General features: G+C 71.9%; 21 protein-coding genes. 9 read left to right on the top strand and 12 right to left on the bottom strand.

The window, feature by feature from the left end; all coding sequences use genetic code 11:
* Nucleotides 1–195 precede the first annotated feature (195 nt).
* The 5 genes from ACIBEF_RS26765 to ACIBEF_RS26745 all read left to right on the top strand — a co-directional run bounded on the left by ACIBEF_RS26765 (nt 196) and on the right by ACIBEF_RS26745 (nt 6,250).
* The gene (locus ACIBEF_RS26765) at nt 196–1,533 is read left to right on the top strand and encodes a sensor histidine kinase (protein ID WP_396795908.1); all 1,338 of its coding nucleotides are present in this window, start codon (nt 196–198) and stop codon (nt 1,531–1,533) included.
* Entirely contained in the window at nt 1,530–2,246 is a 717-nt protein-coding gene (locus ACIBEF_RS26760; RefSeq protein WP_396795907.1) for a response regulator, read from the top strand. Before ACIBEF_RS26765 ends, ACIBEF_RS26760 begins: the two co-directional genes overlap by 4 nt.
* An 80-nt stretch (nt 2,247–2,326) precedes the next feature.
* Nucleotides 2,327–3,220, top strand: a complete 894-nt coding sequence (locus ACIBEF_RS26755; protein ID WP_396795905.1) for an ABC transporter ATP-binding protein — start codon at nt 2,327–2,329, stop codon at nt 3,218–3,220.
* On the top strand, nt 3,217–4,278 hold the full coding sequence (locus tag ACIBEF_RS26750) for an ABC transporter permease (RefSeq protein WP_396795904.1): 1,062 nt from the start codon (nt 3,217–3,219) through the stop codon (nt 4,276–4,278). Before ACIBEF_RS26755 ends, ACIBEF_RS26750 begins: the two co-directional genes overlap by 4 nt.
* A 178-nt stretch (nt 4,279–4,456) precedes the next feature.
* Nucleotides 4,457–6,250: a carbohydrate binding domain-containing protein gene (locus ACIBEF_RS26745; protein ID WP_396795903.1), complete on the top strand. Its 1,794-nt coding sequence runs from the start codon at nt 4,457–4,459 to the stop codon at nt 6,248–6,250.
* Nucleotides 6,251–6,320: 70 nt separating this feature from the next.
* Here the strand turns inward: ACIBEF_RS26745 and ACIBEF_RS26740 are convergent, their stop codons facing one another.
* Nucleotides 6,321–7,349 (bottom strand): peptidoglycan-binding protein, encoded by a 1,029-nt coding sequence (locus ACIBEF_RS26740; RefSeq protein ID WP_396795901.1) that lies wholly within the window; start codon nt 7,347–7,349, stop codon nt 6,321–6,323.
* 252 nt (nt 7,350–7,601) lie between these two features.
* Between ACIBEF_RS26740 and ACIBEF_RS26735 the strand changes: the two genes are divergently transcribed.
* On the top strand, nt 7,602–8,594 hold the full coding sequence (locus ACIBEF_RS26735) for a helix-turn-helix domain-containing protein (protein WP_396795900.1): 993 nt from the start codon (nt 7,602–7,604) through the stop codon (nt 8,592–8,594).
* 12 nt (nt 8,595–8,606) lie between these two features.
* Here ACIBEF_RS26735 and ACIBEF_RS26730 read toward each other — a convergent pair whose 3' ends face one another.
* Both ACIBEF_RS26730 and ACIBEF_RS26725 read right to left on the bottom strand, forming a co-directional pair.
* Nucleotides 8,607–8,981, bottom strand: a complete 375-nt coding sequence (locus ACIBEF_RS26730; RefSeq protein WP_396795899.1) for a DUF402 domain-containing protein — start codon at nt 8,979–8,981, stop codon at nt 8,607–8,609.
* A 111-nt stretch (nt 8,982–9,092) separates the two neighbouring features.
* A complete protein-coding gene (locus ACIBEF_RS26725) occupies nt 9,093–9,845 on the bottom strand; it encodes a YebC/PmpR family DNA-binding transcriptional regulator (RefSeq protein ID WP_124771632.1) in 753 nt (250 codons plus the stop codon).
* Between the two features lie 173 nt (nt 9,846–10,018).
* Here ACIBEF_RS26725 and ACIBEF_RS26720 point away from each other — a divergent pair, with 173 nt between their 5' ends.
* The gene (locus ACIBEF_RS26720) at nt 10,019–10,336 is read left to right on the top strand and encodes a hypothetical protein (protein WP_396795897.1); all 318 of its coding nucleotides are present in this window, start codon (nt 10,019–10,021) and stop codon (nt 10,334–10,336) included.
* Between the two features lie 15 nt (nt 10,337–10,351).
* On the opposite strand, the gene pdxT is transcribed toward ACIBEF_RS26720, so the two are convergent.
* From pdxT to pgsA, 6 genes are all read right to left on the bottom strand, one after another.
* Nucleotides 10,352–10,957, bottom strand: a complete 606-nt coding sequence (pdxT, locus tag ACIBEF_RS26715; protein ID WP_396795896.1) for a pyridoxal 5'-phosphate synthase glutaminase subunit PdxT — start codon at nt 10,955–10,957, stop codon at nt 10,352–10,354.
* Between the two features lie 2 nt (nt 10,958–10,959).
* The gene (gene pdxS / locus ACIBEF_RS26710) at nt 10,960–11,877 is read right to left on the bottom strand and encodes a pyridoxal 5'-phosphate synthase lyase subunit PdxS (protein ID WP_396795895.1); all 918 of its coding nucleotides are present in this window, start codon (nt 11,875–11,877) and stop codon (nt 10,960–10,962) included.
* A gap of 159 nt (nt 11,878–12,036) precedes the next feature.
* Entirely contained in the window at nt 12,037–12,540 is a 504-nt protein-coding gene (locus ACIBEF_RS26705) for a hypothetical protein (RefSeq protein ID WP_357204357.1), read from the bottom strand.
* Between the two features lie 81 nt (nt 12,541–12,621).
* On the bottom strand, nt 12,622–13,782 hold the full coding sequence (locus ACIBEF_RS26700; protein WP_396795894.1) for a glycosyltransferase family 4 protein: 1,161 nt from the start codon (nt 13,780–13,782) through the stop codon (nt 12,622–12,624).
* 16 nt (nt 13,783–13,798) lie between these two features.
* On the bottom strand, nt 13,799–14,731 hold the full coding sequence (locus ACIBEF_RS26695) for a phosphatidylinositol mannoside acyltransferase (RefSeq protein ID WP_396795893.1): 933 nt from the start codon (nt 14,729–14,731) through the stop codon (nt 13,799–13,801).
* Between the two features lie 46 nt (nt 14,732–14,777).
* Nucleotides 14,778–15,407, bottom strand: a complete 630-nt coding sequence (gene pgsA, locus ACIBEF_RS26690; protein WP_357204363.1) for a phosphatidylinositol phosphate synthase — start codon at nt 15,405–15,407, stop codon at nt 14,778–14,780.
* Between the two features lie 250 nt (nt 15,408–15,657).
* Here pgsA and ACIBEF_RS26685 point away from each other — a divergent pair, with 250 nt between their 5' ends.
* Entirely contained in the window at nt 15,658–17,814 is a 2,157-nt protein-coding gene (locus ACIBEF_RS26685; protein ID WP_396795892.1) for an elongation factor G-like protein EF-G2, read from the top strand.
* A 381-nt stretch (nt 17,815–18,195) separates the two neighbouring features.
* Here the strand turns inward: ACIBEF_RS26685 and ACIBEF_RS26680 are convergent, their stop codons facing one another.
* Together ACIBEF_RS26680 and ACIBEF_RS26675 are read right to left on the bottom strand one after the other, a co-directional pair.
* A complete protein-coding gene (locus ACIBEF_RS26680) occupies nt 18,196–19,254 on the bottom strand; it encodes an aldo/keto reductase (RefSeq protein WP_396795890.1) in 1,059 nt (352 codons plus the stop codon).
* 161 nt (nt 19,255–19,415) lie between these two features.
* On the bottom strand, nt 19,416–19,928 hold the full coding sequence (locus tag ACIBEF_RS26675; RefSeq protein WP_357260432.1) for an HIT domain-containing protein: 513 nt from the start codon (nt 19,926–19,928) through the stop codon (nt 19,416–19,418).
* A 176-nt stretch (nt 19,929–20,104) separates the two neighbouring features.
* Here ACIBEF_RS26675 and ACIBEF_RS26670 point away from each other — a divergent pair, with 176 nt between their 5' ends.
* Nucleotides 20,105–20,833 (top strand): D-Ala-D-Ala carboxypeptidase family metallohydrolase, encoded by a 729-nt coding sequence (locus ACIBEF_RS26670; protein WP_396795889.1) that lies wholly within the window; start codon nt 20,105–20,107, stop codon nt 20,831–20,833.
* A gap of 266 nt (nt 20,834–21,099) precedes the next feature.
* Here the strand turns inward: ACIBEF_RS26670 and thrS are convergent, their stop codons facing one another.
* Nucleotides 21,100–23,109: a threonine--tRNA ligase gene (gene thrS, locus ACIBEF_RS26665; protein ID WP_396795887.1), complete on the bottom strand. Its 2,010-nt coding sequence runs from the start codon at nt 23,107–23,109 to the stop codon at nt 21,100–21,102.
* Nucleotides 23,110–23,224 lie beyond the last annotated feature (115 nt).

Below are 23,224 nucleotides of genomic sequence, written 5' to 3'. Positions count from 1 at the left end.
GGCCCCGCGGGGGGTGGGTGGGGGCCCCCACCCCCCCCCCCCGCCCACCCCCCCCAAAACAACCCCCCCCCCCCCCCCCCCGGGGGGGGGCCCGGGGGCCCCCCCCCGCCCCCCCCCCCCGCCCGTCGACGCGACCGGACCGGCACGAGCCCGCCCGGTCGACGGGCCTGGTCGACGGCATGGCATCGTTCCCGGATGAGCGAGGCACCGCGAGAGGAATGGCGTCGTCCGGGCCCGACGGCGGAGCAGCGCCGAAACGACCTCTGGATCGGCCTGGGGATGACCGGGCTGGCGTTGGTCAGCCTGACCCTGGCCCGCAGCACCGGCGCGTTCCTTCTGGGCCCACCGCCGTCCGGGCCGGAGCAGCTGTTCTGGACCGTCGCGGTGACCCTCCCGCTGATCTGGCGACGACGCTGGCCGACCGCGACCCTGCTGGTCGTCGCGGTGGCGTTCATCGCCGCCCAGGCCCGCTCGGCCCCGGAGACCCAGTTCTCCTCGTGGGCCCTGTTCTGCGCCCTCTACACCGTCGGCGCGTGGGGGCAGGACCGCCACCTGTCCCGCCGGCTGCGGATCGGCGTGATCGCCACGATGTTCGCCTGGCTCGGTGTCTACTACGCGGTGATGATCGACCACATCCCGGCGGATGCCTTCGCCGACGCGGTCGGACCGGTGCCACCGGTGCTCGCCGCGATGGTCACCGGCGTGCTGCTCAACGTACTGGTCTTCGGTTTCGGGTACTTCTTCGGCGAGACCGCGTGGGTGGCCGCGCGCCGCGAGCACGAGCTGCGCGCCCAGGCCGAGGACCTGCGCCGGTCGCAGGCCGAGGCCCGGGAGCGGGCGGTGCTCGGCGAACGGGTCCGGATCGCCCGCGAGCTGCACGACGTGGTCGCCCACCACGTGTCGGTGATGGGCGTGCAGGCATCCGCCTGCCGCCGGGTGTTCGACCGCGACCCGGGTAAGGCCCGCACCGCGCTGACCGCCATCGAGCAGAGCGCCCGCACCGCCGTCGACGAGCTGCGTCGGATGCTCGGCGTGCTGCGGACCTCCGCCGGCACCGACGCCGCGACGCCGCCGGCCGGCGGCGTCGAACGGATCGACGAGCTGGTCGAGCGGGCTCGGGCCGCCGGGCTGACGGCCACCCTCGGGGTGTACGGCGACCCGGTCGCGTTGCCCGAATCGGTCTCCCAGACGGCTTACCGGGTGACGCAGGAGGCGGTGACCAACACGTTGAAGCACGCCGAGGCGGCCCTGCTCGACGTGCGGGTCCGGTACCTGGCCCGGGAGGTGGAGGTCGACGTGACCGACGACGGGCGGGGCGGCGGGCGGGCCGACACCGACGGATTGGGCCTGATCGGCATGCGCGAACGGGTCACCGCCCACGACGGCGACCTGGAGGCCGGGCCACGGGCCGGCGGCGGCTGGCGGGTACGCGCCCGCTTCCCCCTGGCGGCGTCGGCGGACCGGCCGATGGGCCCACAGCGGGAGCCGAGCGACAGGCAGCAGGCGGCAGCCGGCGCGGAGCCGTCGGCATGAGCGCGGCATCCCAGCAGGCGCCTGACGCCGGGCCGACGGTGCGGGTGCTGCTCGCCGACGACCAGCACCTCGTCCGTACCGGCTTCCGGGTCATCCTGGAGGTGGAGGACGACATCGAGGTGGTCGGTGAGGCCGCCGACGGTGAACGGGCCGTCATCATGACCCGAGCCACCCGCCCCGACGTGGTACTCATGGATGTGGAGATGCCCGGGATGGACGGCCTGGAGGCCACCCGGCAGATCGTCGCCGACGGCCCCGGGGCGCCGGCGGTGCTGATCCTCACCACCTTCGACCGCGACGACTACCTGTTCGCCGCGCTGCGGGCCGGGGCCAGCGGCTTCCTGCTCAAGAACGGCACGCCGGAGGAGCTGATCGAGGCGATCCGGGTGTTGGCCAGGGGCGACGGCCTGCTCGCTCCGGAGATCACCCGCCGGGTGATCTCCACCTTCGCCCGGCCCGGCGACCCGGCGGGCACCGCCCACCGGGGCCCGGACGCCGAGGCCGCGCTGGCCGGGCTGACCCCGCGCGAACGGGAGGTGCTGATGCTGCTCGCCGCCGGGTCGAGCAACGCGGAGATCGCCGCGGCCATCCACCTGGGCGAGGCGACGGTGAAGACGCACGTGAGTCGGGTACTGGCCAAACTCGGCCTGCGCGACCGGGTGCAGGCAGTGGTGTTCGCGTACGAGAACGGGGTGGTCCGCCCGGGCGGGTGACGGCGTCCGCCGCGAGGTGGACCCGCCCGCTCACCCGCCGGGCGGACGGCGCGGCGGCGTGATCGATCTAGCGTGTGTGCGTGACCAGAACGCTTCGCCTCGACGGCGTCGACCGCAGCTTCGGCGACCGTCAGGTGCTCAGGAACGTGTCCTTCGAGGTGTCCGCCGGCCGGATGACCGGTTTCGTGGGCGCCAACGGCGCCGGCAAGACCACCACCATGCGGATCATCCTGGGTGTGCTCTCCCCCGACGCGGGCGAGGTGAGCTGGGGCGGCACCACGCTGACCCCGCAGGACCGCCGGCGCTTCGGCTACATGCCGGAGGAGCGGGGCCTCTACCCCAAGATGACCACCCGCGAGCAGGTGACCTACCTGGGCCGGCTGCACGGGCTGGACGCCGCCGCGGCACGACGGTCCACCGACGCGCTGCTGGACCGGGTCGGGCTCGGCGAGCGCGGCGACGACCTGCTGGAGACGCTGTCGCTGGGCAACCAGCAGCGGGCCCAGATCGCCGCCGCGCTGGTCCACGACCCCGAGGTGCTGGTGCTCGACGAGCCGTTCTCCGGCCTCGACCCGCTGGCCGTGGAGACCGTCGTGGCCGTGCTGCGGGAACGGGCCTCGGCCGGCGCGCCGGTGCTCTTCTCCAGTCACCAGCTCGACGTGGTGGAGCGCCTCTGCGACGACCTGGTGATCATCGGGGACGGGGTGATCCGGGCCGCCGGCAGCCGGCAGCAGCTGCGCGACTCGTACACGGTGCCCCGCTTCGAGCTGGTCGTGGAACACGACGCCGGCTGGGTACGCGACCACCCCGGTGTGACAGTGGTCGAGTTGGACGGCGCGCGGGTGCTCTTCGACCTGCCGGCCGGCACCGACGAACAACCCGTGCTGCGGGCCGCCCTCGCGCGCGGCCCGGTCCGCGCCTTCCGCCCGGTCAGCCCCTCGCTCACCGAGATCTTCCGAGAGGTCACCCAGTGAACGTCACTCAGGCCACCCGGCTGGTCGCCGAACGCGAGATCCGGGTCAAGCTGCGCGACCGCACCTTCCTGTTCGGCACGCTGTTCTTCCTGGTGATCGCCGCGGCCGGCACCATCCTGCCGCCGCTGTTCTCCGGCGGGCCGTCCACGGTGGCGGTGACCGAGAGCCTGGCCGCGCCGCTGCGCGCCGCCGGGCTGGAAGTCCGGGTCGTCCCCGATGACCGGGCCGCCGAGCAGGCCGTCCGCGACGACGACGTGGACGCAGCGGTGGTCACCGGACCGGCCGTCCTGGCCATGGACGAAGCCCCCGACGACGTGGTGAAGGCCCTGAGCACCCAGCCGACCGTCCGCCTGCTCGACCCGGACGCTGTCGATCCGGTGGTGGCGTTCCTGGTGCCGTTCGTCTTCGCGTTCGTCTTCTTCATCACCTCGCAGACGTTCGGTGTGCAGATCGCGCAGAGCGTCATCGAGGAGAAGCAGACCCGGATCGTGGAGATCCTGGTCGCCGCCGTGCCGGTCCGGGCCCTGCTGGCCGGCAAGGTGGTCGCCGGGGCCATCCTGGCGTTCGCGCAGATCGCCCTGATCGCGCTGGTGGCGGTGCTCGGGCTGCAGATCGGGGACAGCGGAGGCCTGCTCAGCCTGCTCGCCCCGGCGATCGGCTGGTTCGTACCGTTCTTCCTGATCGGTTTCGTGCTGCTCGCCGCCATGTGGGCCGCGGCCGGCGCGCTGGCCAACCGGCAGGAGGACATCGCCGCCGTCTCGACGCCGGTGCAGCTCGCCGTCATGCTGCCGTTCTTCGCGGTGATCTTCCTGAACGACAACGCCACAGCGATGCGCGTGCTGTCCTACCTGCCGTTCTCGTCGCCCACGGCCATGCCGCTGCGGCTCTTCACCGGCGACGCGGCCGGCTGGGAGCCGATCGTCTCACTGCTCCTCCTGGTGCTCGCCGCCGGCGCGTTCCTCCTCGCCGGGGCCCGGGTGTACGAGGGGTCACTCCTGCGCACCAACGGCCGGACCTCGCTGCGCACCGCCTGGCGGGAGCGGGAGACGATCGGCTGAGCAAGCGGTCCGCCCCGCCCGGGCGTCGGTGTCCTGATCGGATGCCGGCGCCCGCTGCCGTACGGCACCGTGCCGAGCGCTGTTCGGTGGCCGTGAACAGCGCGAACACTCCTACGTTGAGCCGATCCTCACGGCAACGACCTGGTCGTCGCCGGTTTCCGGACCGGAAAGGCTCCCGATGTCCCCACCGATCACCGCACGGCAACTCCGCCGTCTGCTCAGCGTCGTGCTCGCTGTCGCGCTCGCCAGCACCCTCACCGCCCTCGTCCGCCCCGCGCCGGCAGCCGCCGCTGCGGGCGACCTCATCATCAACGGCACCTTCGACACCGGCAGCACTCAGCCCTGGTGGACCCGGCTCGCCTCGACCAGCACCACCGTCAACGCCGGGCAACTGCGCGTCCGCACCAGCGCCACAGTGGGCAAGCCCGCCTGGGAGGACCTGGTCGGTCACTTCGAGTTCGGGGTGACGGCCGCGCAGGCGTACCGGTTGCAGTTTGACGCCTCGGCCGACGTCAACCGCTCCCTGCGCGTCTCGGTCTCCCGGGCGGACACGCCCTTCACCTCCGCCGTCGACCAGAACGTCACGCTGACGTCCTCGATGAACCGCTTCACCTTCGACTTCGTGTCCCCGTTCGGCGACCCGAAGGCGGTGCTGCTGTTCCACTTCGGCGGCCAGGCCGCCTCGACGGTCCGGTTGGACAACATCTCGCTCACCCCGCTGGCCGTGAACCCGGCCACCGACCCGATCCTGTACTGGAACGGTGTCCTGCTGGCCACCTACAAGGCGCTGGACCTGCCACCCACCTCCTCGTCGCGCGAGGCCGCCATCCTGCACGCGGCGATGCACGACGCCGCCGTCTCGGTCACCGGGGTCGGCAACCCCTACCGGGTACGAGTGCCGGTCAGCTACCCCGGCACCATGGACAACGTCGTCGCGCCGTCAGTGCACGCCGCCATCGACCGGGCCGCGTACGACGTGCTGACCGCCCTGTACGGCGGTCAGGGTCAGTCCTACTCCGCGGCCCTCGCCGCCGCTGTCGCGCTCCGGCCGTCCGGGGTGAACGCCGCCGAGGTCGCCCGTGGTGACATCGTCGGTGCGGCGGCGGCCGCCGCCAACCTCCAGGCCCGCGCCAACGACGGCTTCGACAACCCCACCGCCTATCCGGTGCAGGAGAACGTGCCCGGCGCGTGGCGGCCGACAAACGGCAAGGCGGCGGTCAGCCCGAACTGGGGACTGGTGACCCCGTTCGCGCTCACCTCGGGCCGGCAGTTCCGGCCCGGCCTACCGGCCGGCGCCACCGGGTACGCGGACCTGCTCGGCAAGCAGGAGTACCGCACCCAGGTGCAGGAGATCCGCGACTACGGCGGTCGGACGTCGTCGCTGCGGACGCCCGAGCAGACGCAGATCGCGTTCTTCTGGGCCAACGACCTGGGGGGCACCTACAAGCCACCGGGTCAACTCTTCTCGCACACCCGGATCGTGTCGGAGCAGCGTCAGCTCGGCATCCTCGCCAACGCCCGGCTCTTCGGGCTGGTGGCCCTCGCCCTCGCCGACGCCGCCATCGCCGCCTGGGACGCCAAGTACCAGACGCCCATCGACCTGTGGCGGCCGGTGACGGCGATCGAGGCGATGGAGGGCCCCGGTTGGCAACCGCTGTCGAAGACCCGCGAGGGGGTGCCGTACACCCCGGCGTTCCCGGCCTACATCTCCGGGCACGCCACCTTCGCGGGGGCCTGGTCGGCGGTGATGAAGAGGTTCTTCGGCACCGATGCGATCGCCTTCGACGCCACAACCGACGACCCGCACGCCGTGGGGGTGGTGCGGCACATGACCGGCTTCGACCACGCCGCCGAGGAGAACGCGCTGAGCCGGATCTACCTCGGCGTGCACTATCGCTTCGACGCGGACGCCGGCCTCGCCACCGGCCGATCGGTGGGCGCGTACGTCTTCGCCAACCGCCTGCGACAGTGAACCGTCAGTCGGGATGACCGACGCTCCCCGTCCGGTTCGTGGACCGGACGGGGAGCGCCACGCGTGACAGCTACGCCGCGCAGTTCCAGTGGCCGAAGTCGCCGGTACGGGACCAGACCTCCCGTGCCGCCCTGATGTTCCACGCCGCGTCCAGCGCCGTCTGGCGGTCGACGCCGAACCGGGACACCTCCATGTCGCTGAACTGGAACAACCCCCAGCGGCGCGACCCGTCCTCGACGACCTCCACCCGGTACGGGTCCAGGCCGGACAGGCAGCGCGCCACCTGCACCGCCCCGGCTGGATCCTCCGGGAACGTCCGCCGCAGGTGTTTGCCGATCCGGTCCTCCGACCAGGTGGCGGGCACCCTGCGATCGCCCGTCAACTCGTCGAACAACCGCTCGTCCGCGGTGCCATTGACCGGCAGGCCGCCGAACGCCTGGAACACCATCACCCGGCTGGTGGTGTCCGGGCCGAACCAGCCGTCGACCGGGACAGTGAGTCCATCGGCCACCAGATGTTCCTGGAGGCTCAGCACGCACGGGCCGTACATGCCCTGGCGCAGCACCTCCGGGCAGCCGACGGTCGACGAACCGTCGACTGTGGAAGGGGTGGGAGGTCGCAACGCGCCGGTCGCACCGACCGTCAGGACGCCGAGCACCGCCAGCAGCGCCAGCCGAAGCCAGCGACGGGCCGGCCAGGGCGCTTCGGGTCGCGGCGGAACCGCGCCGACGCTCGGGCGGATGTCCGCCGCGACGGCAGTGGGCGGGCCGGCAGGGGTCCGTTGCGCGTCGCTCTCCCCTCGACCCTGCTCGCCGAGGCGAGCTTCGAGGTCCCGCCGTGTCTCCAGCCACCTGTCGACCTCGACGGCAGGGGTGCCGCAGGCGGCCAGCAGCGCGACGACAGTGCGTTCCCGGGGCAGCGTCGTCCGCCCCAGCATCGTCGCGAGGGTGCTCGGCGGCAGCCAGTGCCCGGCCGCCGAGGCTTGCCGGGCCAGCTCCCGGTAGGTCAGACCGGAACGCCGCCGTACCGCCCTGAGCAGCGCCACGTACTCCCCCGCCGTGGCCGCCTGCGGCACCGGATCCCGGACAGCGTCATCCATCGAATCTCCCCGTGTCGTTGGTGTGGTCCAGCCCGAACCCGTGCCGGCGCGAGCCGCTCGGCCGTACACCGGTCAGCGGCACGGCCGTCGACAACGACGCTAGGTAACCCGGTGGGCAAGGACAATGCCCTGGTCACCGCGCTGGGCTGTCCGGGCAGCTCAGCGCAGCTTGTCCGGATCCTGTCCGACCATGTCGGACAGTCACCGGGACCTGATTTGCCCTCGCGTCCGCGGTGTCTGGAGAATCGGGCGATGACCACGGGGGAGCTACGCCCGGACGACGCGTCCGACCCGGCCGAATTCGTCGAGATGCTGCGCCAGCTCAAGGACCGGTCGGGACTCACCTACCGACAACTGGAACAGCGCGCCGCGTCGACAGGCGACGTCCTGGCGCGCAGCACCGCGGCGGACATCCTGCGGCGGTCCACACTGCCACGCCCCGAGGTGGTGGCCGCGTTCGTGCGGGCGTGCGGCGCGGGAGAACAGGTCGACACGTGGCTACGGGCCCGGCACCGCCTCGCGGCAGGTCAGTTGGCCCCGCCGTCCCCGCCGGCGGACCCGCCGCCGGTCGACCCGGACACGACGGTGGCGCCGGAGCATTCCGGCCCGGCCCGCCCACGCTGGTTCGCGCGGCCCGCGCCGGTGGCGCTGCTCGTCGTCGCCCTGCTGGCCACGCTCGGCGTGGGCTTCTGGATCGAGCGACGCGACGACGAACAGGGAAAGAGTGCCCAGACCACCGATCCGACCGCGTCGGCGGCTGGCGGTGCCCGTTCGCCGAGCGCGGGGCCCAGCCAGATCAGCCCCGCCCGCAGCCCGCACCTCTGCCTCACCGAGGGCCGCGACCGCACCGGCCAGTACACGAAGGAGATAGCGGTCCAGCGGCCCTGCACGGAGGCCACCCCACCGGACACCTCGCTGGAAGCGGTGGCCGACGGCATGTTCTTCATCCACTGGGTCCACCCGGTGCTCGGGAAGGGCTGCCTCACCATCCGCGAGGAAGATCCCGGACGGAACTTCCTCGAACCCTGGAACGCGAAGGACTGCAACGCGGACAGGCCGAAGCAGGTGTTCCACTTCGAACCGACCGGAGCGAGCCCCGACGCGTACCGGATCCGGCCCGACCGGAGCGCGTTGTGCGTCGGCCTGCGCGACGACGACAGCGACGTGGCGAACGCGGCGCTGGTCGAGCCGTGCACCGGCGGCCCGGATCAGGTGTTCCTGGTCAAGGCGCTGCCCGGGAACTGACGTCGCCGCCGCTCAACGCGCGGGTGGCACCTGATCCCAGCCGGCGGGCAGCGGGGGCGCCGTCCAGGCCGGGTCCGGTTGCCAGGTGGCCCACGACCGGTCCCACCGGCGCTCACCGGCGTCGAGTAGGGCAGCGATCCGGTCACCCTCGGCCTGGATGGCGTCCGCCATGCCCGGGTAGCGCCCCTCGACGAGGCGCTGGGCGAACAGCTCCACGTCCTTCCAGACGTACCGGTCGGCGTCCGCGGCCCACCACAGGTCCAGCTCGTGATCCAGGGTGTCCACCCCGATCGGGGTACGCCGCACCGGGTCCTGGAGGTTGAAGTACCAGCCGGCGAAGTCGCGCGCCGGCCCGGCCCAGAAGCCCGGGTGCCGCCCAACCCACATCCCGCCGCGATCTTGCACTTTCTGTTGGCGATATGCCAGGTGTTACCCGGTGTGTCGGGACAGAAAGTGCAAGATCGCGGCGGGGTGGGGCAGCGGCGCGGCGAGGTCAGGTCAGGCGTCTACCGCTGCCATCACGTCGTCGCTGACGTCGAAGTTGGCGTAGACGTTCTGGACGTCGTCGCAGTCCTCCAGGACGTCGATCAGCTTGAAGATCTTGCGCGCGCCCTCTTCGTCCAGCGGCACGTTGACGCTGGGGATCAGGGAGGACTCGGCCGACTCGTACTCGATGCCGGCGTCCTGCAACGCCGTGCGCACCGGGATCAGGTCGGTCGGCTCGGAGACCACCTCGTACGCCTCACCGATGTCGTTGACCTCTTCGGCGCCGGCGTCCAGGACGGCGAGCATCACGTCGTCCTCGCTGGTGCCCTCCTTGGGGACGATCACCACGCCCTTGCGGGAGAACATGTACGACACCGAGCCGGCGTCGGCGAGCGAGCCGCCGTTGCGGGTCAGCGCGGTCCGTACCTCGGTCGCCGCGCGGTTGCGGTTGTCGGTGAGGCACTCGATGAGCATGGCGACGCCGCTCGGGCCGTACCCCTCGTACATGATCGTCTGCCAGTCGGCGCCGCCGGCCTCCAGGCCGGAGCCGCGCTTGACGGCGCGATCGATGTTGTCGTTCGGCACCGAGCTCTTCTTCGCCTTCTGAATGGCGTCGAAGAGCGTCGGGTTGCCGGAGGGGTCACCGCCGCCGGTCCGCGCGGCCACCTCGACGTTCTTGATCAGCTTGGCGAACATCTTGCCGCGCTTGGCGTCGATGACGGCCTTCTTGTGCTTGGTCGTCGCCCACTTTGAGTGGCCGGACATCTTCTACCTCCGTTGCTACCCGCCGTCTGCATCGACCGCACCGCTCACGCCCCGCTCCCACCGGCGCACGCGGAGGTGCCGGTCAGCTCTGGTGGAAGCCGTGGCGGGCAGATGGCCCTGCCGAATCTCCGCAATCCTACCGACGTCCCTCGGGTCGCTGTCACGCACCGCGCGTGGCGGCCTCCCCGCGCCTGCCCAAATCGGGCAGACGCCGGGAAAGCGGAATCACATCATCAGGATGGTCTCCATCTCAGCTCACCAGCTCCGCCTGGTCGGCCGCCACCCGTGCGGTGACCGCCGCACGGGCCGGCCTGCTGACGGTGCGCCATCCGGAGGCGGGGCTGCTCCGCCTCAACGTCGAGACGCTGGAGCTGGCCGAGGCCGACCCGCAGCGCCTGGTGGTGCAGTTGCCCGCCGACGCCGCCACAGCGACCGCGCTCGACGAGTTGGCGGGCCGCCGCCCGGGACGCTTGCGCGCGGTCGTCGGTTGAGCGACGGACACCCCGTCACCCGGCAGCGCGGACCAGGTCCACGAAGTACGCGTGCACGCGTAGGTCACCGGTGAGCTCCGGGTGGAACGAGGTGGCCACCAGGTTGCCCTGTCGCACCGCGACGATCCGGTCGACGGCCGGCCCCTCGGACACCACCCCGATGACCTCGACGCCGGCACCGACACGCTCGACCCACGGCGCGCGGATGAACACCGCGTGAAACGGCTCGCCCGGCACCCCGGCGACGGTCACCGGCGCCTCGAACGAGTCGACCTGCCGGCCGAACGCGTTGCGCCGGACGGTCATGTCGATGCCGGCGAAACCCCGCTGATCGGGTCGACCGTCGAGCACCTCGGTCGCCAACATGATCATCCCGGCGCAGGAGCCGTAGACCGGCATGCCGTCGGCGATCCGCTTGTCGATCGGCTCGCGCATCTCGAAGATGTCGGCGAGCTTGCTCATGGTGGTGGACTCGCCGCCCGGGATGACCAGGCCGTCGACCGCGTCCAACTCCGCCGGACGGCGGACCGGGCGGGCGTCCGCGCCCGCCGCGGCCAGCGCCGCCACGTGCTCGCGGACATCACCCTGGAGCGCGAGCACACCGATGGTGGGCGCGCCCATGCCTACCAACCCCGCTCGGCCAGACGGTGCGGCTGCGGGATCTCGTCGACGTTGATGCCGACCATCGCCTCGCCCAGACCGCGGGAGACCTTCGCCAGCACATCCGGGTCGTCATGGAAGGTGGTCGCCTTGACGATCGCGGCGGCCCGCTGAGCCGGGTTGCCCGCCTTGAAGATGCCGGAACCGACGAAGACGCCCTCCGCGCCGAGCTGCATCATCATCGCCGCGTCGGCCGGGGTGGCGATCCCGCCGGCGGTGAACAGCACCACCGGCAGCTTGCCGCTCTCGGCGACCTCCTTGACCAACTCGTACGGGGCCTGCAACTCCTTGGCCGCGACGTACAGCTCGTCGGTCGGCAGCGAGGCCAGCCGCCGGATCTCCTGGCGGATCTTCCGCATGTGGGTGGTGGCGTTGGAGACGTCACCGGTGCCCGCCTCACCCTTGGAGCGGATCATCGCCGCGCCCTCGGTGATCCGGCGCAACGCCTCGCCCAGGTTGGTGGCGCCGCAGACGAAGGGCACCGTGAACGCCCACTTGTCGATGTGGTTGGCGTAGTCGGCCGGGGTCAGCACCTCGGACTCGTCGACGTAGTCCACACCGAGCGACTGGAGGATCTGCGCCTCCACGAAGTGGCCGATACGGGCCTTGGCCATCACCGGGATGGAGACCGCCTCGATGATCCCGTCGATCATGTCGGGGTCGCTCATCCGGGACACCCCACCCTGCGCGCGGATGTCGGCGGGCACCCGCTCCAGGGCCATCACCGCGACGGCTCCGGCGTCCTCGGCGATCTTGGCCTGCTCGGCGTTGACGACATCCATGATCACGCCACCCTTGAGCATCTCGGCCATGCCACGCTTCACGCGGGCGGTGCCGACGACGGGGGCGTTACCGGTGTTCGAGGCGGTGTTTTCGGGCACGGGTCATCGCTCCTTGGACATGCTCTGGGGGTGGCGGCGGAAATGCTACGCGCGGTGCAACGCCACGCCGACAGCCAATCAGACCCCCGGTGGCCTGCGCTGTGGCAGTGGTCACCGGCCCGCCGTACCCGTCCGGGAGCGGGCGGCGACCGTCGACGATCAGGCGGCGGGGACGTCCGCCGGCACGACGAGGGTCGGATCGTCGATGTCGAAGTAACGCGGCCACTCCCGGCCCCGCCCCATCCGCAACAGGCGCACCAGCGGCCGGCTGCGCGCCGAACGGGCGTCCCGGACCAGATCGGTGTGCACCTGCCGGGACAGCGCGAGCCGACGACTCGCGGCGATGACCGCCACGCAGTCCGGGTCGCCCGGGTCCAACTGGACGCCGCGCAACTGCCGGGTGAGGTCGTTCTCCGCCGCCTCCCGCTCGTCCGGACCGGCGTCCAGGGCGATCCGGGCCGCCGCGTACAGCTCGACGCCGAAACGCCGCTCAGCCAGGACCGCGGCTGCCGCCGCGCGGCGCAGCAGGTGGGCGTCGAGGGCCCGGGCCGCCAGCTCCGCGCGACCCTGAAGCCGCTCCACCCGGCCAGCGGTCCAGATGAGGTACGCCGCGACCAGCCCCACGACCACGCTCGCGGCCACCACCCACCACATGTGCGGCATCGTAGTGCTGCTCCGTTTCGTCCGATTGGGCGCGGCCGGACCGGTCCCGCCGGTCACCACCGCACCACCCGTCACACCGGCTCAGCTCAGCCCCACCCACTCCTGGTCGATGACCCGCCCGTCGGTTGCCTCGATCGCCGCTGCGTATACCTCCAGAACGCGGCGAGCAACCACCGGCCAGTCGAAATTCGCGACCACCAGATCGCCACAGGCAGTCAGCGTGGCCCGCGCGGCCGGGTCGTCCAGCAGCTCGGTCAGCACGTCACGCAGCCCCACCGAGTCTCCGGTGGGGAAGAGCCGACCGGCCCGCCCACCGTCGAGCACCCGCCGGAACGCGTCCAGATCGCTGGCGATGACCGTCGTGCCCGCCGCCAGCGCCTCGGTGAGGATCATGCCGAACGACTCGCCGCCGGTGTTCGGTGCGACGTAGAGGTGCACACTGCGCAACATGCGCGCCTTGTCCGCTTCGCTGACCAGGCCGAGGAACGTGATCTGCTCGTGCAGTTCGGCCGGGAACTGGTCGTACAGGTCGTCGGGGTCACCCGGGCCGGCGACCAGCAACCGCAGACCGGGCCGGGTGGCGGCCAGCGCCACGAACGCGTCGCGTAGCACCGGGAAGCCCTTGCGCGCCTCGGTGAACCGGCCCAGGAAGCCGAGCGTGCCGCCGGTGCCGACCGCGCACTCCCCCGGCCAACCCGGCAACGGCTCGGCGTCGGCGAACTTGGCCACCGCCACCCCGTTGGGGATCTCCACCGCCCCGCCGTCCATGTGCTCGACCTGCACCTTGCGGGCCAGCGCGCTCACCGCGATGCGGGCCGTGATCCGCTCCAACACGATCTGGAGCACACCCTGCGCGGCGGCGAGGACCCGCGAACGGGTCATCGCGGTGTGGAACGTGGCCACCACCGGGCCACGGGCGGAGAGCACAGCCAGCAGCGACAAACTCAGCGTGAGCGGCTCGTGCACGTGCAGCACGTCGAAGTCACCGTTGGTGATCCACCGCCGAACCCGGGCGGTCGACACCGGGCCGAACGCGATCCGAGCCACCGAACCGTTGTACGGCAGCGGAACGGCCCGCCCGGCCGACACCACGTACTCCGGCAGCGGCGAATCCTCGTCGGCCGGTGCGAGCACGCTGACCTCGTGGCCCAGCGCGATCAGCGCCTCCGCCAGGTCCATGACGTGGTTCTGCACCCCACCGGGCACATCGAAGGAGTACGGGCACACGATGCCGATCCGCATCCGTCAGCCCACCTCCTCAGGCCGGGCCGGAGGCCGACGAGGGCAGCGCCGCGCCCTCCCCCGACCTCGCCTGGTCCAGCCACATCCGCTGCAACATGTGCCAGTCTTCCGGATGGCGGGCGATACCCGCCGCCAGACCGTCGGCGATCAGCTGGGTCAGCGACCGGACCCGCTGGTCCAGCGGCCCCACCTCAGGGCCCGGCACCGGCAACGGACCAACCAGCGACGCGCAGGCGGCATCCGGTTCGTACCACAGCGAGGCCACGTAGAGCGGCGCGCCGGTGTGCAGCGCGAGCAACGCCGGCCCGGCGGGCATCCGGGTCTTCCCACCGAAGAAGTCCACCTCCACCCCACGGGCGGAGAGGTCCCGGTCGGCCAGCAACGGCACCACCGCACCGGCCCGCAGCCGGTCCAGCAACACGTCGAACGCCGGGCGCGGCCCCCCGTGGGTCGGCAGGATCTCCATCCCGAGGACCTCTCGGAAGGCCAGGAAACGCTTGTACACGCCCTCCGGCTTGAGCCGCTCCATCACAGTGGTGATCGGCCAACCGGTGGCCGCCACCCAGGCGCCCGCGGCATCCCAGTTGCCGGCGTGCGGCAGGGCCACCACCGCGCCCCGCCCGGCCGCCACGTCGGCGGCGAGCAGCTCGGCGCCGTCGAGCCGGAACCCGGACAGGATCTGCGACCGGCTCAGGCCGGGCAGCCGGAACGCCTCCATCCAGTACCGGGCGTACGAACGCAGACCCCGCTTGACGAGATCGTCCAACTCGGCGTCGGGCAGCTCCGGGCCGACCACCCGGCGCAGGTTCGCGCGCAGTCGGGCCGTACCCCCGCCGCCGGCGCGGTGGGCGCGGTCCGCGCCCGCCCGGAACGCCGCCGCCACCAACGGCCGGGGTAGCGCGCGGACCACCCGCCACCCGGCGATGTAGCCCAGCTCGGTGAGGTTCACGCGACTCGGCCGCAGTTCTTCCGACGCCGGGCCGCCGGCACGCCACTCATGCCTGGCCGTCCGGCTGAAGCTGCTGGGCCTGGCGGTAGACGTGCGTCATCCGCTGCCCCACCGTGAAGATCGACACCGCGGCGAGCAGCCAGAGCGCGATCTCCAGGGCCGGATCGACACCGACACCGGTGAGAATCCCGCCGACCCCGACGATGAGCAGTCGCTCGGTGCGTTCGGCGATGCCCACGTTGCAGGTCATGCCGAGGCCCTCGGCGCGGGCCTTGACGTACGAGACGAGGCTGCCGGCGGCCAGGCAGACCAACGCGGCGGCCACACCGGAGTGGTCGCCCTCGGTGGCCAGCCAGTACGCGACCGCGCCGAAGACGGCGCTGTCGGCGACCCGGTCCATGCTTGAGTCGAGGAACGCGCCGAACCTGGTGGAGCCGCCGCTCATCCGGGCCATCGTCCCGTCGAGCAGGTCGGTGAGCGCGAACAGGGTGACGATCAACGCGCCCGCGACCAGATGGCCGCGAGCACCGAAGCCGAGCGCGCCGACGAGCACACCAACGGTGCCCGCGACGGTGACGGCATTGGGGGTGACGCCCGCGCGCAGCAGGGCGCGGGCAATCGGCTCGACGACGCGGGTCATCCCCGCGCGGGCCGACACTTGGAAGATCTTCGCCATGGCGGTCCCCACGATAACGGTCCGCCCAGCTCCGCCGATACGGACGGTACCGCCGACCCGCCCGGGGGAGGCTTGTGCCTACCCGGCAACGGGTGTGAGATCGAGCCGGGAGGTGAGCCAGCTCACCCGTCCGCCCGTCCCGTTCCCGCTATGCAGCAGACCACCGGAGGATATCGGCGCGCACTCGCCCCGGGCCGCTTCCACCTCGCGCGGCGGTCGCCACCACCACCGGCTGAGGGAGGTGCGCCCCATGGCGCAGAAGAGTCACGAGAAGGGTCCCACCGGCGGCACGCCGGTGGTGACCGAGCCCGAGCGCGTTCGCAACGTGGTGCTCGTCGGGCACTCCGGGGCGGGCAAGACCACACTGGTCGAGGCCCTGCTCGCGGCGACCGGCACGATCGGCCGCGCCGGCACCGTGGTCGACGGCACCACCGTCGGCGACCACGACCCCGCCGCCGTACGCCAGCAGCGCTCGGTCAGCCTGTCCTGCGCGCCGCTGCTGCACAACGGCATCAAGGTCAACCTGCTGGACACCCCCGGGTACGCCGACTTCGTCGGTGAACTGCGCGCCGGGCTGCGGGCCGCCGACGCCGCGCTCTTCGTGGTCTCCGCCGCGGGCGGCATGGACGCGGCCACCGTCGCCCTGTGGGAGGAGTGCGCCGCCGTCGACATGCCCCGCGCTGTCGCGGTGGCCCGACTGGACCAACCCCGCGCCGACGTCGACGAGACGGTGGCGCTCTGCCAGCGCCTCTTCGGTGACAACGTGATGCCGCTCTACCTGCCGATGCTCGGCGACGACGGGGTGTCCACCGAAGGTCTGCTCGGCCTGATCACCCGTCGGGTCTTCGACTACAGCGCCGGGCTGCCCGCCGACGTCCGCGACCCCGACCCGGAGCACCAGCGGGCCATCGACGAGTCCCGCGACGAGCTGATCGAGGGGATCATCGCCGAGAGCGAGGACGAGACCCTGATGGACCGCTACCTCGACGGCGAGGAGATCGGCGACGAGGTGCTCATCGACGACCTGGAGAAGGCCGTCGCCCGGGGCCACTTCTACCCGGTGGTGCCGGTCTGCGCCCACACCGGCGTCGGGCTCGACGTGCTGCTGGAGGTGCTGACCGCCGCGTTCCCGTCGCCGCTGGAGCACGAACTGCCCGCGGTGACCGGCGTGGACGGCTCGCCGCGTCCGCCGCTGAGCTGCGACCCGGCCGGTCCGCTGGTCGCCGAGGTCGTCAAGACCACCATCGACCGCCACGTCGGTCGGGTCTCGCTGGTCCGGGTCTTCTCCGGCACCCTGCGCCCCGACCAGACCGTGCACGTCTCCGGGCACGGCATGGCCGAACGCGGGCACCCCGACCACGACGCCGACGAGCGGGTCGGGCACATCTACACCCCGCTGGGCGCCACCCTGCGGGAGGTGTCGCTCTGCGTGGCCGGTGACATCTGCGCGATCACCAAGTCGGGCAGCGCCGAGACCGGCGACACCATCTCGACCAGGGACGACCCGCTGCTGATCGCCCCCTGGGAGATGCCGGAGCCGCTGCTGCCGGTGGCGATCGCCGCCCGGAGCCGCGCCGACGAGGACGCCCTGGCCCGCAACCTCGCCCGCCTGGTCGCCGGCGACCCCACGCTGCGGCTGGAGCGCAACCCGGAGACCCACCAACTGGTGCTCTGGTGCATGGGCGAGGCACACGCGGACGTGGTGCTCGACCGGCTGCGCGCCGGCGGCGTCGAGCTGGACACCGAACCGGTCAAGGTGTCGCTGCGCGAGACACTGACCGTCCCCGCGAAGGGGCACGGCCGCCACGTCAAACAGTCCGGCGGCCACGGCCAGTACGCGGTCTGCGACATCGAGGTCGAGCCGCTACCCCGCGGCAGTGGCTTCGAGTTCGTCGACCGGGTGGTCGGCGGGGCAGTGCCGCACAACTACATCCCATCCGTGGAGAAGGGCGTCCGCGCCCAACTGGAGCGCGGGCTGGTCGCCGGGCACCCCGTGGTGGACCTGCGGGTGACCCTGGTCGACGGCAAGTCGCACAGCGTCGACTCCTCCGACGCGGCCTTCCAGACCGCCGGCGCGCTGGCACTGCGCGACGCCGCCGAGCGTGGCCAGCCGGCCCTGCTGGAGCCGATCGACGAGGTCACCATCCGGGTTCCGGACGGCTCTGTAGGCACCGTGATGGGCGACCTGTCCGGCCGACGCGGCCGGGTGCTCGGCACCGAACCGGACCCGGACACCGAGGGCCGCACTCTCGTCCGCGCCGAAGTGCCAGCCACCGAACTCCTGCGGTACGCCGTCGAGCTGCGCTCCATGACGGCTGGCACCGGCACCTTCCGCCGCCACTTCGTCCGCCACGACCCCATGCCCGCGCACCTGGCCGACCAGACCCGCAAGGAACAACTCCCCTAACCCTGCCCTGCCCTGCCCTGCCCTGCCCTGCCCTGCCCTGCCCTGCCCTGCCCTGCCCTGCCCTGCCCTGCCCTGCCCTGCCCTGCCCCAGCGATCTTGCACTTCCGGTTGCCGATATGTCACTACTGCGGCATAAGTACCCGCAGTAAGTGCAAGATCGGCGGAAGTTGAAGCGGCCATCGAGTCGATGATGCAGTTGTGGTGGGCGAAAGGTTGCTTGGTGCCCCGTTTGTGAGGCACCACAACTCCTTGATCGACGCGGGCGGGGCGGGGCAGCGCGGGGCGGGGCAGCGCGAGGCGGCACGGCGCGGGGCAAGCACAGCACGGCGCAGCACGCCCTGCGGCGTGGGTGAGGGCGTGGGTGGCTTCGGTGGGACCTGGTTATGGGTGGACTGTGGGGTGGGTCGGGCGGGGCCAGTGGGGGCGGTCGGCGTCGCGTAGGGCTGCGGTGCGGACGGCGGCGAGCTGACGCTCCACCTCGACGAACTGGTCCGCCGGCAGTGGGCCCCGGTGCAGCGCGGCGGCGTTCTCCTCGACCTGGGCGACCGTACGGCAGCCCGGGATCGGGATGGTGCGGCCGCTGCGCGCCCAGATCCAGCCCAACGCGCCCTGGGCGAGGGTGCGTCCGTCGGCGGTGAGCGCGGCTCGGACCGCGCCGACCCGCCGCAGCCACTCCGGTGCCGGCCGGCCACCCCGGAACCACTCCAACCAGCCCGGAGCCAGTCCGCGTACGTCGTCGCGGGGCAGCGTCGACGCGGCCGTGTACTTGCCGGTGAGCAGCCCCATCCCGAGCGGGCCCCGGTTGACGCTGGCCAGGTCGTACTTGTCGCAGACGGCGAGCAGCTCGGGAGCGTCGCGTAGCACCGACAGGGCGTGTTGCACGGCGGTGGCACCGGCGGCGGCGTGCCCGAACGCGGCAGCCCGGTCCGTGCGGTCGGTGCTCCACCCGTACGCGCGGATCAGGCCCTCGGCCACCAGGTCCTCGCAGGTCCCGATCAACGCCTGCGCCCTCGGCACCGACAGATCGGCCAGGTGCAGCTGATAGAGGTCGATCCGGTCGGTGCCCAGCCGGCGCAGTGAGGCGGTCACGGCACTGCGCAGGTACCCGGGCGACGCGTCTTCGCCGGTGGCCTGCCGGCCGGCCTCGTCGAAGGTGTAACCCCACTTGGTGGCGATCACGGCGTCGTCGCGGCGACCGGCGAGCGCGCGGCCGAGCACCCGCTCACCGTGCCCGGCCCCGTACGTGTCGGCGGTGTCGAAGAGGGTGATGCCCAGATCGAGTGCCCGGCGTACCGCCCGCACCGACTCGTCGTCGTCGACAGCGCCCCAGCCCAGCGGCTGGGTGCCCTCCGCCCAGGGCCCGCCGATCGCCCAGCACCCCATGCCGAGGGCGCTGACCTCGATGCCGCTGCGCCCCAACACCCGTGTCGTGACTGCCATCGGCCGATCGTGCCACCTTCGGCGGACCGGGGCGTAGCAGATCGGCGGGCGGACACGCGGGCACACCGGCACGGCCACGGTGCGGCATGACCCGCTGCTGCGCGCCGACTAGTCGGACCGGCGCAGAGGTCGCCCGGTCGGCGCGGCGCGGCCGGCGGCGGTCAGGACGGCCAGGCGCGGGCGAACAGGTCCCGGGTGTCGCCGAGCAGCTGCGGCAGGACCTTGGTGCGGCCGATAACCGGCATGAAGTTCGCGTCGCCGCCCCAACGCGGCACCACGTGCTGGTGCAGGTGAGCGGCGATGCCGGCGCCGGCCACCCCGCCCTGGTTCATGCCCAGGTTGAAGCCGTGGGCGTTGCTGACCTTCCGGATCACCCGCATCGCGGTCTGGGTGTACGACGCCAGCTCGGTGGTCTCCGGCACGTCCAGGTCGGTGTAGTCGGCGACGTGACGGTAGGGGCAGACCAGCAGGTGCCCCGGGTTGTACGGGTAGAGGTTGAGGACCACGAACACGTGCTCACCCCGGGCCACCACCAGGCTCTCCTCCGGCGGCAGCTTCGGCCCCCGGCAGAAGGGACAGCCGGTGGGCTTCTCGTAGCCCTCGGCCGGGCGGTCCTCGCCGGAGATGTAGGTCATGCGGTGCGGCGTCCAGAGCCGCTCCAGACCGTCCGCCATGCCGTCACTGTCCGTGTGCCGTTCCACCCCTGTCACGAGCCGATCCTACGGAGCCCCGCGGGCATGCCGCGACACCCGCCGTCGGGAAACCCGGCATTGCAAGTTCTTGACGGATCAAGGCGAAGGCATGAAACTTCCATCCATCCACGTACTTCCATGCATTGATGGAGGGCTCCATGTACCGACGGCTCGGCAGGTTCCTCGCGGCACTGGCGATGACCGCCGCCACCACAGTGGCCGGCGTCACCCTCACTGCCGGCGCGGCCCAGGCGGACGGCTGCTACACCTGGGGACGCACCCTATCCCAGGGGGCGTCCGGCGAGGATGTCCGGCAACTCCAGATCCGGGTCGCCGGCTACCCCGGCTACGGCGCGGTGCTCACCCTCGACGGCGCGTACGGCCCGGCCACCCGATCGGCGGTGATCCGCTTCCAGCAGGCGTACGGGCTGCCCGCCGACGGCATCGCCGGCCCCCAGACGTTCAACCGGCTCTATGCCCTCCAGGACGACGACTGCACCCCGGCCAACTTCAGCTACCCCGAGCTGAACAAGTGCAACAGCGACTGGTCCGGCGGTGCGGTCTCGGCGAGCACGGCCCGGTTCAACGCGCTCGTCTCGATGTGGAAGCTCCAGGCCATGCGGCACGCCCTCGGCGACGTGGCCATCGCGATCAGCAGCAGCTTCCGCAGCTACGCCTGCAACAGCGCCGTCGGCGGAGCGTCGAACAGCCGACACCTGTACGGCGACGGGGTGGACCTGGTCGGCTCCCCGTCGTTCTGCCGATTGGCGCAGCAGGCCCGCAACCACGGCTTCGGACAGATCCTCGGCCCCGGCTACCCCGATCACAACGACCACACCCACGTGGCGGCGGTCGGAGGCTGGTCAGCGCCGAACTGCGGCATCTGACACCCCGCGCCGGCCTCCGGGCGCCGGTCCCTCCCGCGCGGGCCTACCGGCGCCGGTCCCTCCCGCGCGGGCCTACCGGCGCCGGTCCCTCCCGCGCGGGCCTACCGGCGAAGATGACGCTCGAACATGGAAGTAGTGGCCTCCAGCACCAGGGAGGCCACTACTTCCTGGATCGAGCACGATCATGCGGCGAGCAGGCCGCAGCACGCGGGCGGCAAGCGGGCCGCGCGGGCGGGCCGTGTACGCGGGCCGTGGCGGTGGTCCCGTTACTCGGCGACGGCGGAGGGGCCGATGTTGGTCCGTGAGCTGACCACGTCCAGCACGTGGGTCACCGCCTCGGCGACCGGCACCCCGTTGCGCTGGGAGCCGTCGCGGTAGCGGAAGGAGACCGTACCGGCGGCCACGTCGTCGTCACCGGCGATCACCATGAACGGGATCTTCTGCTGCTGCGCCGTCCGGATCTTCTTCTGCATCCGGTCGTCACCCGCGTCCACCTGGGCCCGGATGCCCTCGGCGCGCAGCGCCGCGACAAAGCCGTGCAGGTAGTCGGTGTGGTCCTCGCGGATCGGGATGCCCACCACCTGCACCGGCGCGAGCCAGGCCGGGAAAGCGCCGGCGTAGTGCTCGGTGAGCACCCCGAAGAACCGCTCGATCGACCCGAACAGCGCACGGTGGATCATCACGGGTCGCTGCCGGCTACCGTCGGCGGCCTGGTACTCCAACGCGAACCGCTCCGGCTGGTTGAAGTCGACCTGGATGGTGGACATCTGCCAGGTCCGGCCGATGGCGTCACGGGCCTGCACGGAGATCTTCGGCCCGTAGAACGCCGCCCCGCCCGGGTCGGGAACCAGGTCCAGGCCGGAGGTCGCGGCGGCGGTCCGCAGCGCCTCGGTGGCCTCGGCCCAGTCCTCGTCGGCCCCGATGAACTTGGGTGAGTCGTCCCGGGTCGACAGCTCCAGGTAGAAGTCGTCCAGGCCGTAGTCGCGTAGCAGGTCGAGCACGAAGCTGAGCAGCGTGGACAGCTCGCCGGCCATCTGCTCACGGGTGCAGTAGATGTGCGAGTCGTCCTGGGTCAGGCCGCGGACCCGGGTGAGGCCGTGCACGACACCGGACTTCTCGTACCGGTAGACGGTGCCGAACTCGAACATCCGCAGCGGCAGCTCCCGGTACGACCGCCCGCGCCCCCTGAAGATCAGGTTGTGCATCGGGCAGTTCATCGCCTTGAGGTAGTAGTCCGCGCCCTCCAGCTGCATGGGCGGGAACATGGTGTCCGCGTAGTACGGCAGGTGACCGGAGGTCTGGAACAGCTGCGCCTTGGTGATGTGCGGGGTGTTGACGAACTCGTACCCCGCCTCCTCGTGCCGCCGCCGTGAGTAGTGCTCCATCTCGCGACGGATGATGCCGCCCTTGGGGTGGAAGACCGCCAGGCCGGAGCCGATCTCGTCGGGGAAGCTGAACAGGTCGAGGTCCGCGCCGAGCTTGCGGTGGTCGCGCCGGGCGGCCTCCTCCAACAGCTTCAGGTACGCCTTGAGCTCGTCGCGGGTCGGCCACGCGGTGCCGTACACCCGCTGCAGTTGGGGGTTCTTCTCCGACCCCCGCCAGTACGCGGCGGCGGAGCGCATCAGCTTGAACGCGCCGATCAGTCGGGTGGTCGGCAGATGCGGGCCCCGGCACAGGTCCGACCAGCAGACCTTGTCCTCCTTGGCGTCGAGGTTGTCGTAGATGGTCAGCTCGCCGCCGCCCACCTCCATCACCTCGTCGGTGTCCAGGCCCTCACCCTTGACCTCGATCAACTCCAGCTTGAACGGCTCGTCGGCCAGCTCGGAGCGCGCCTCGTCCAGGCTGCCGAAGCGGCGGCGACGGAACCGCTGCCCGGACTTGATGATCTCCTGCATGCGCTTCTCGAGCTTGCTGAGGTCATCGGGCTGGAACGGCTTGTCGACGTCGAAGTCGTAGTAGAAGCCGTTCTCGATGGGCGGGCCGATGCCCAGCTTGGCCTCGGGGAAGATGTCCTGCACGGCCTGGGCGAGGACGTGCGCGGTGGAGTGGCGCAGCACGTTGAGCCCGTCGGGCGAATCCAGGGTGACCGGCTCGACGACGGTCTCCTCGGCCGGCGCCCAGTCCAGGTCGCGCAGCTGGCCCTGCGGGTCGCGGACCACGACGATCGCCTTGGGACCGTTCGCGGGCAGTCCGGCCGCGGCCACCGCGTCGGCCGCCGTGGTCCCGGCGGCGACGACGACGGGGTCGGCCACGGCGGGGGTACGGGGTGCGGACACGGTGACTCCTCCAAGTGGTACGAAACGGTGCCGATCCTCGGCTCCTGCCGATGCTATCGGTCGCCCCGCCCCCGACCGGGAAGGGCACCTCCTTACCGCCGACGTTGAACCTTTC

The sequence above is a fragment of the Micromonospora sp. NPDC050795 genome (assembly GCF_044456785.1).
Classification (GTDB): domain Bacteria; phylum Actinomycetota; class Actinomycetes; order Mycobacteriales; family Micromonosporaceae; genus Micromonospora.
This window is presented reverse-complemented; position numbering and strand designations above follow the sequence as displayed.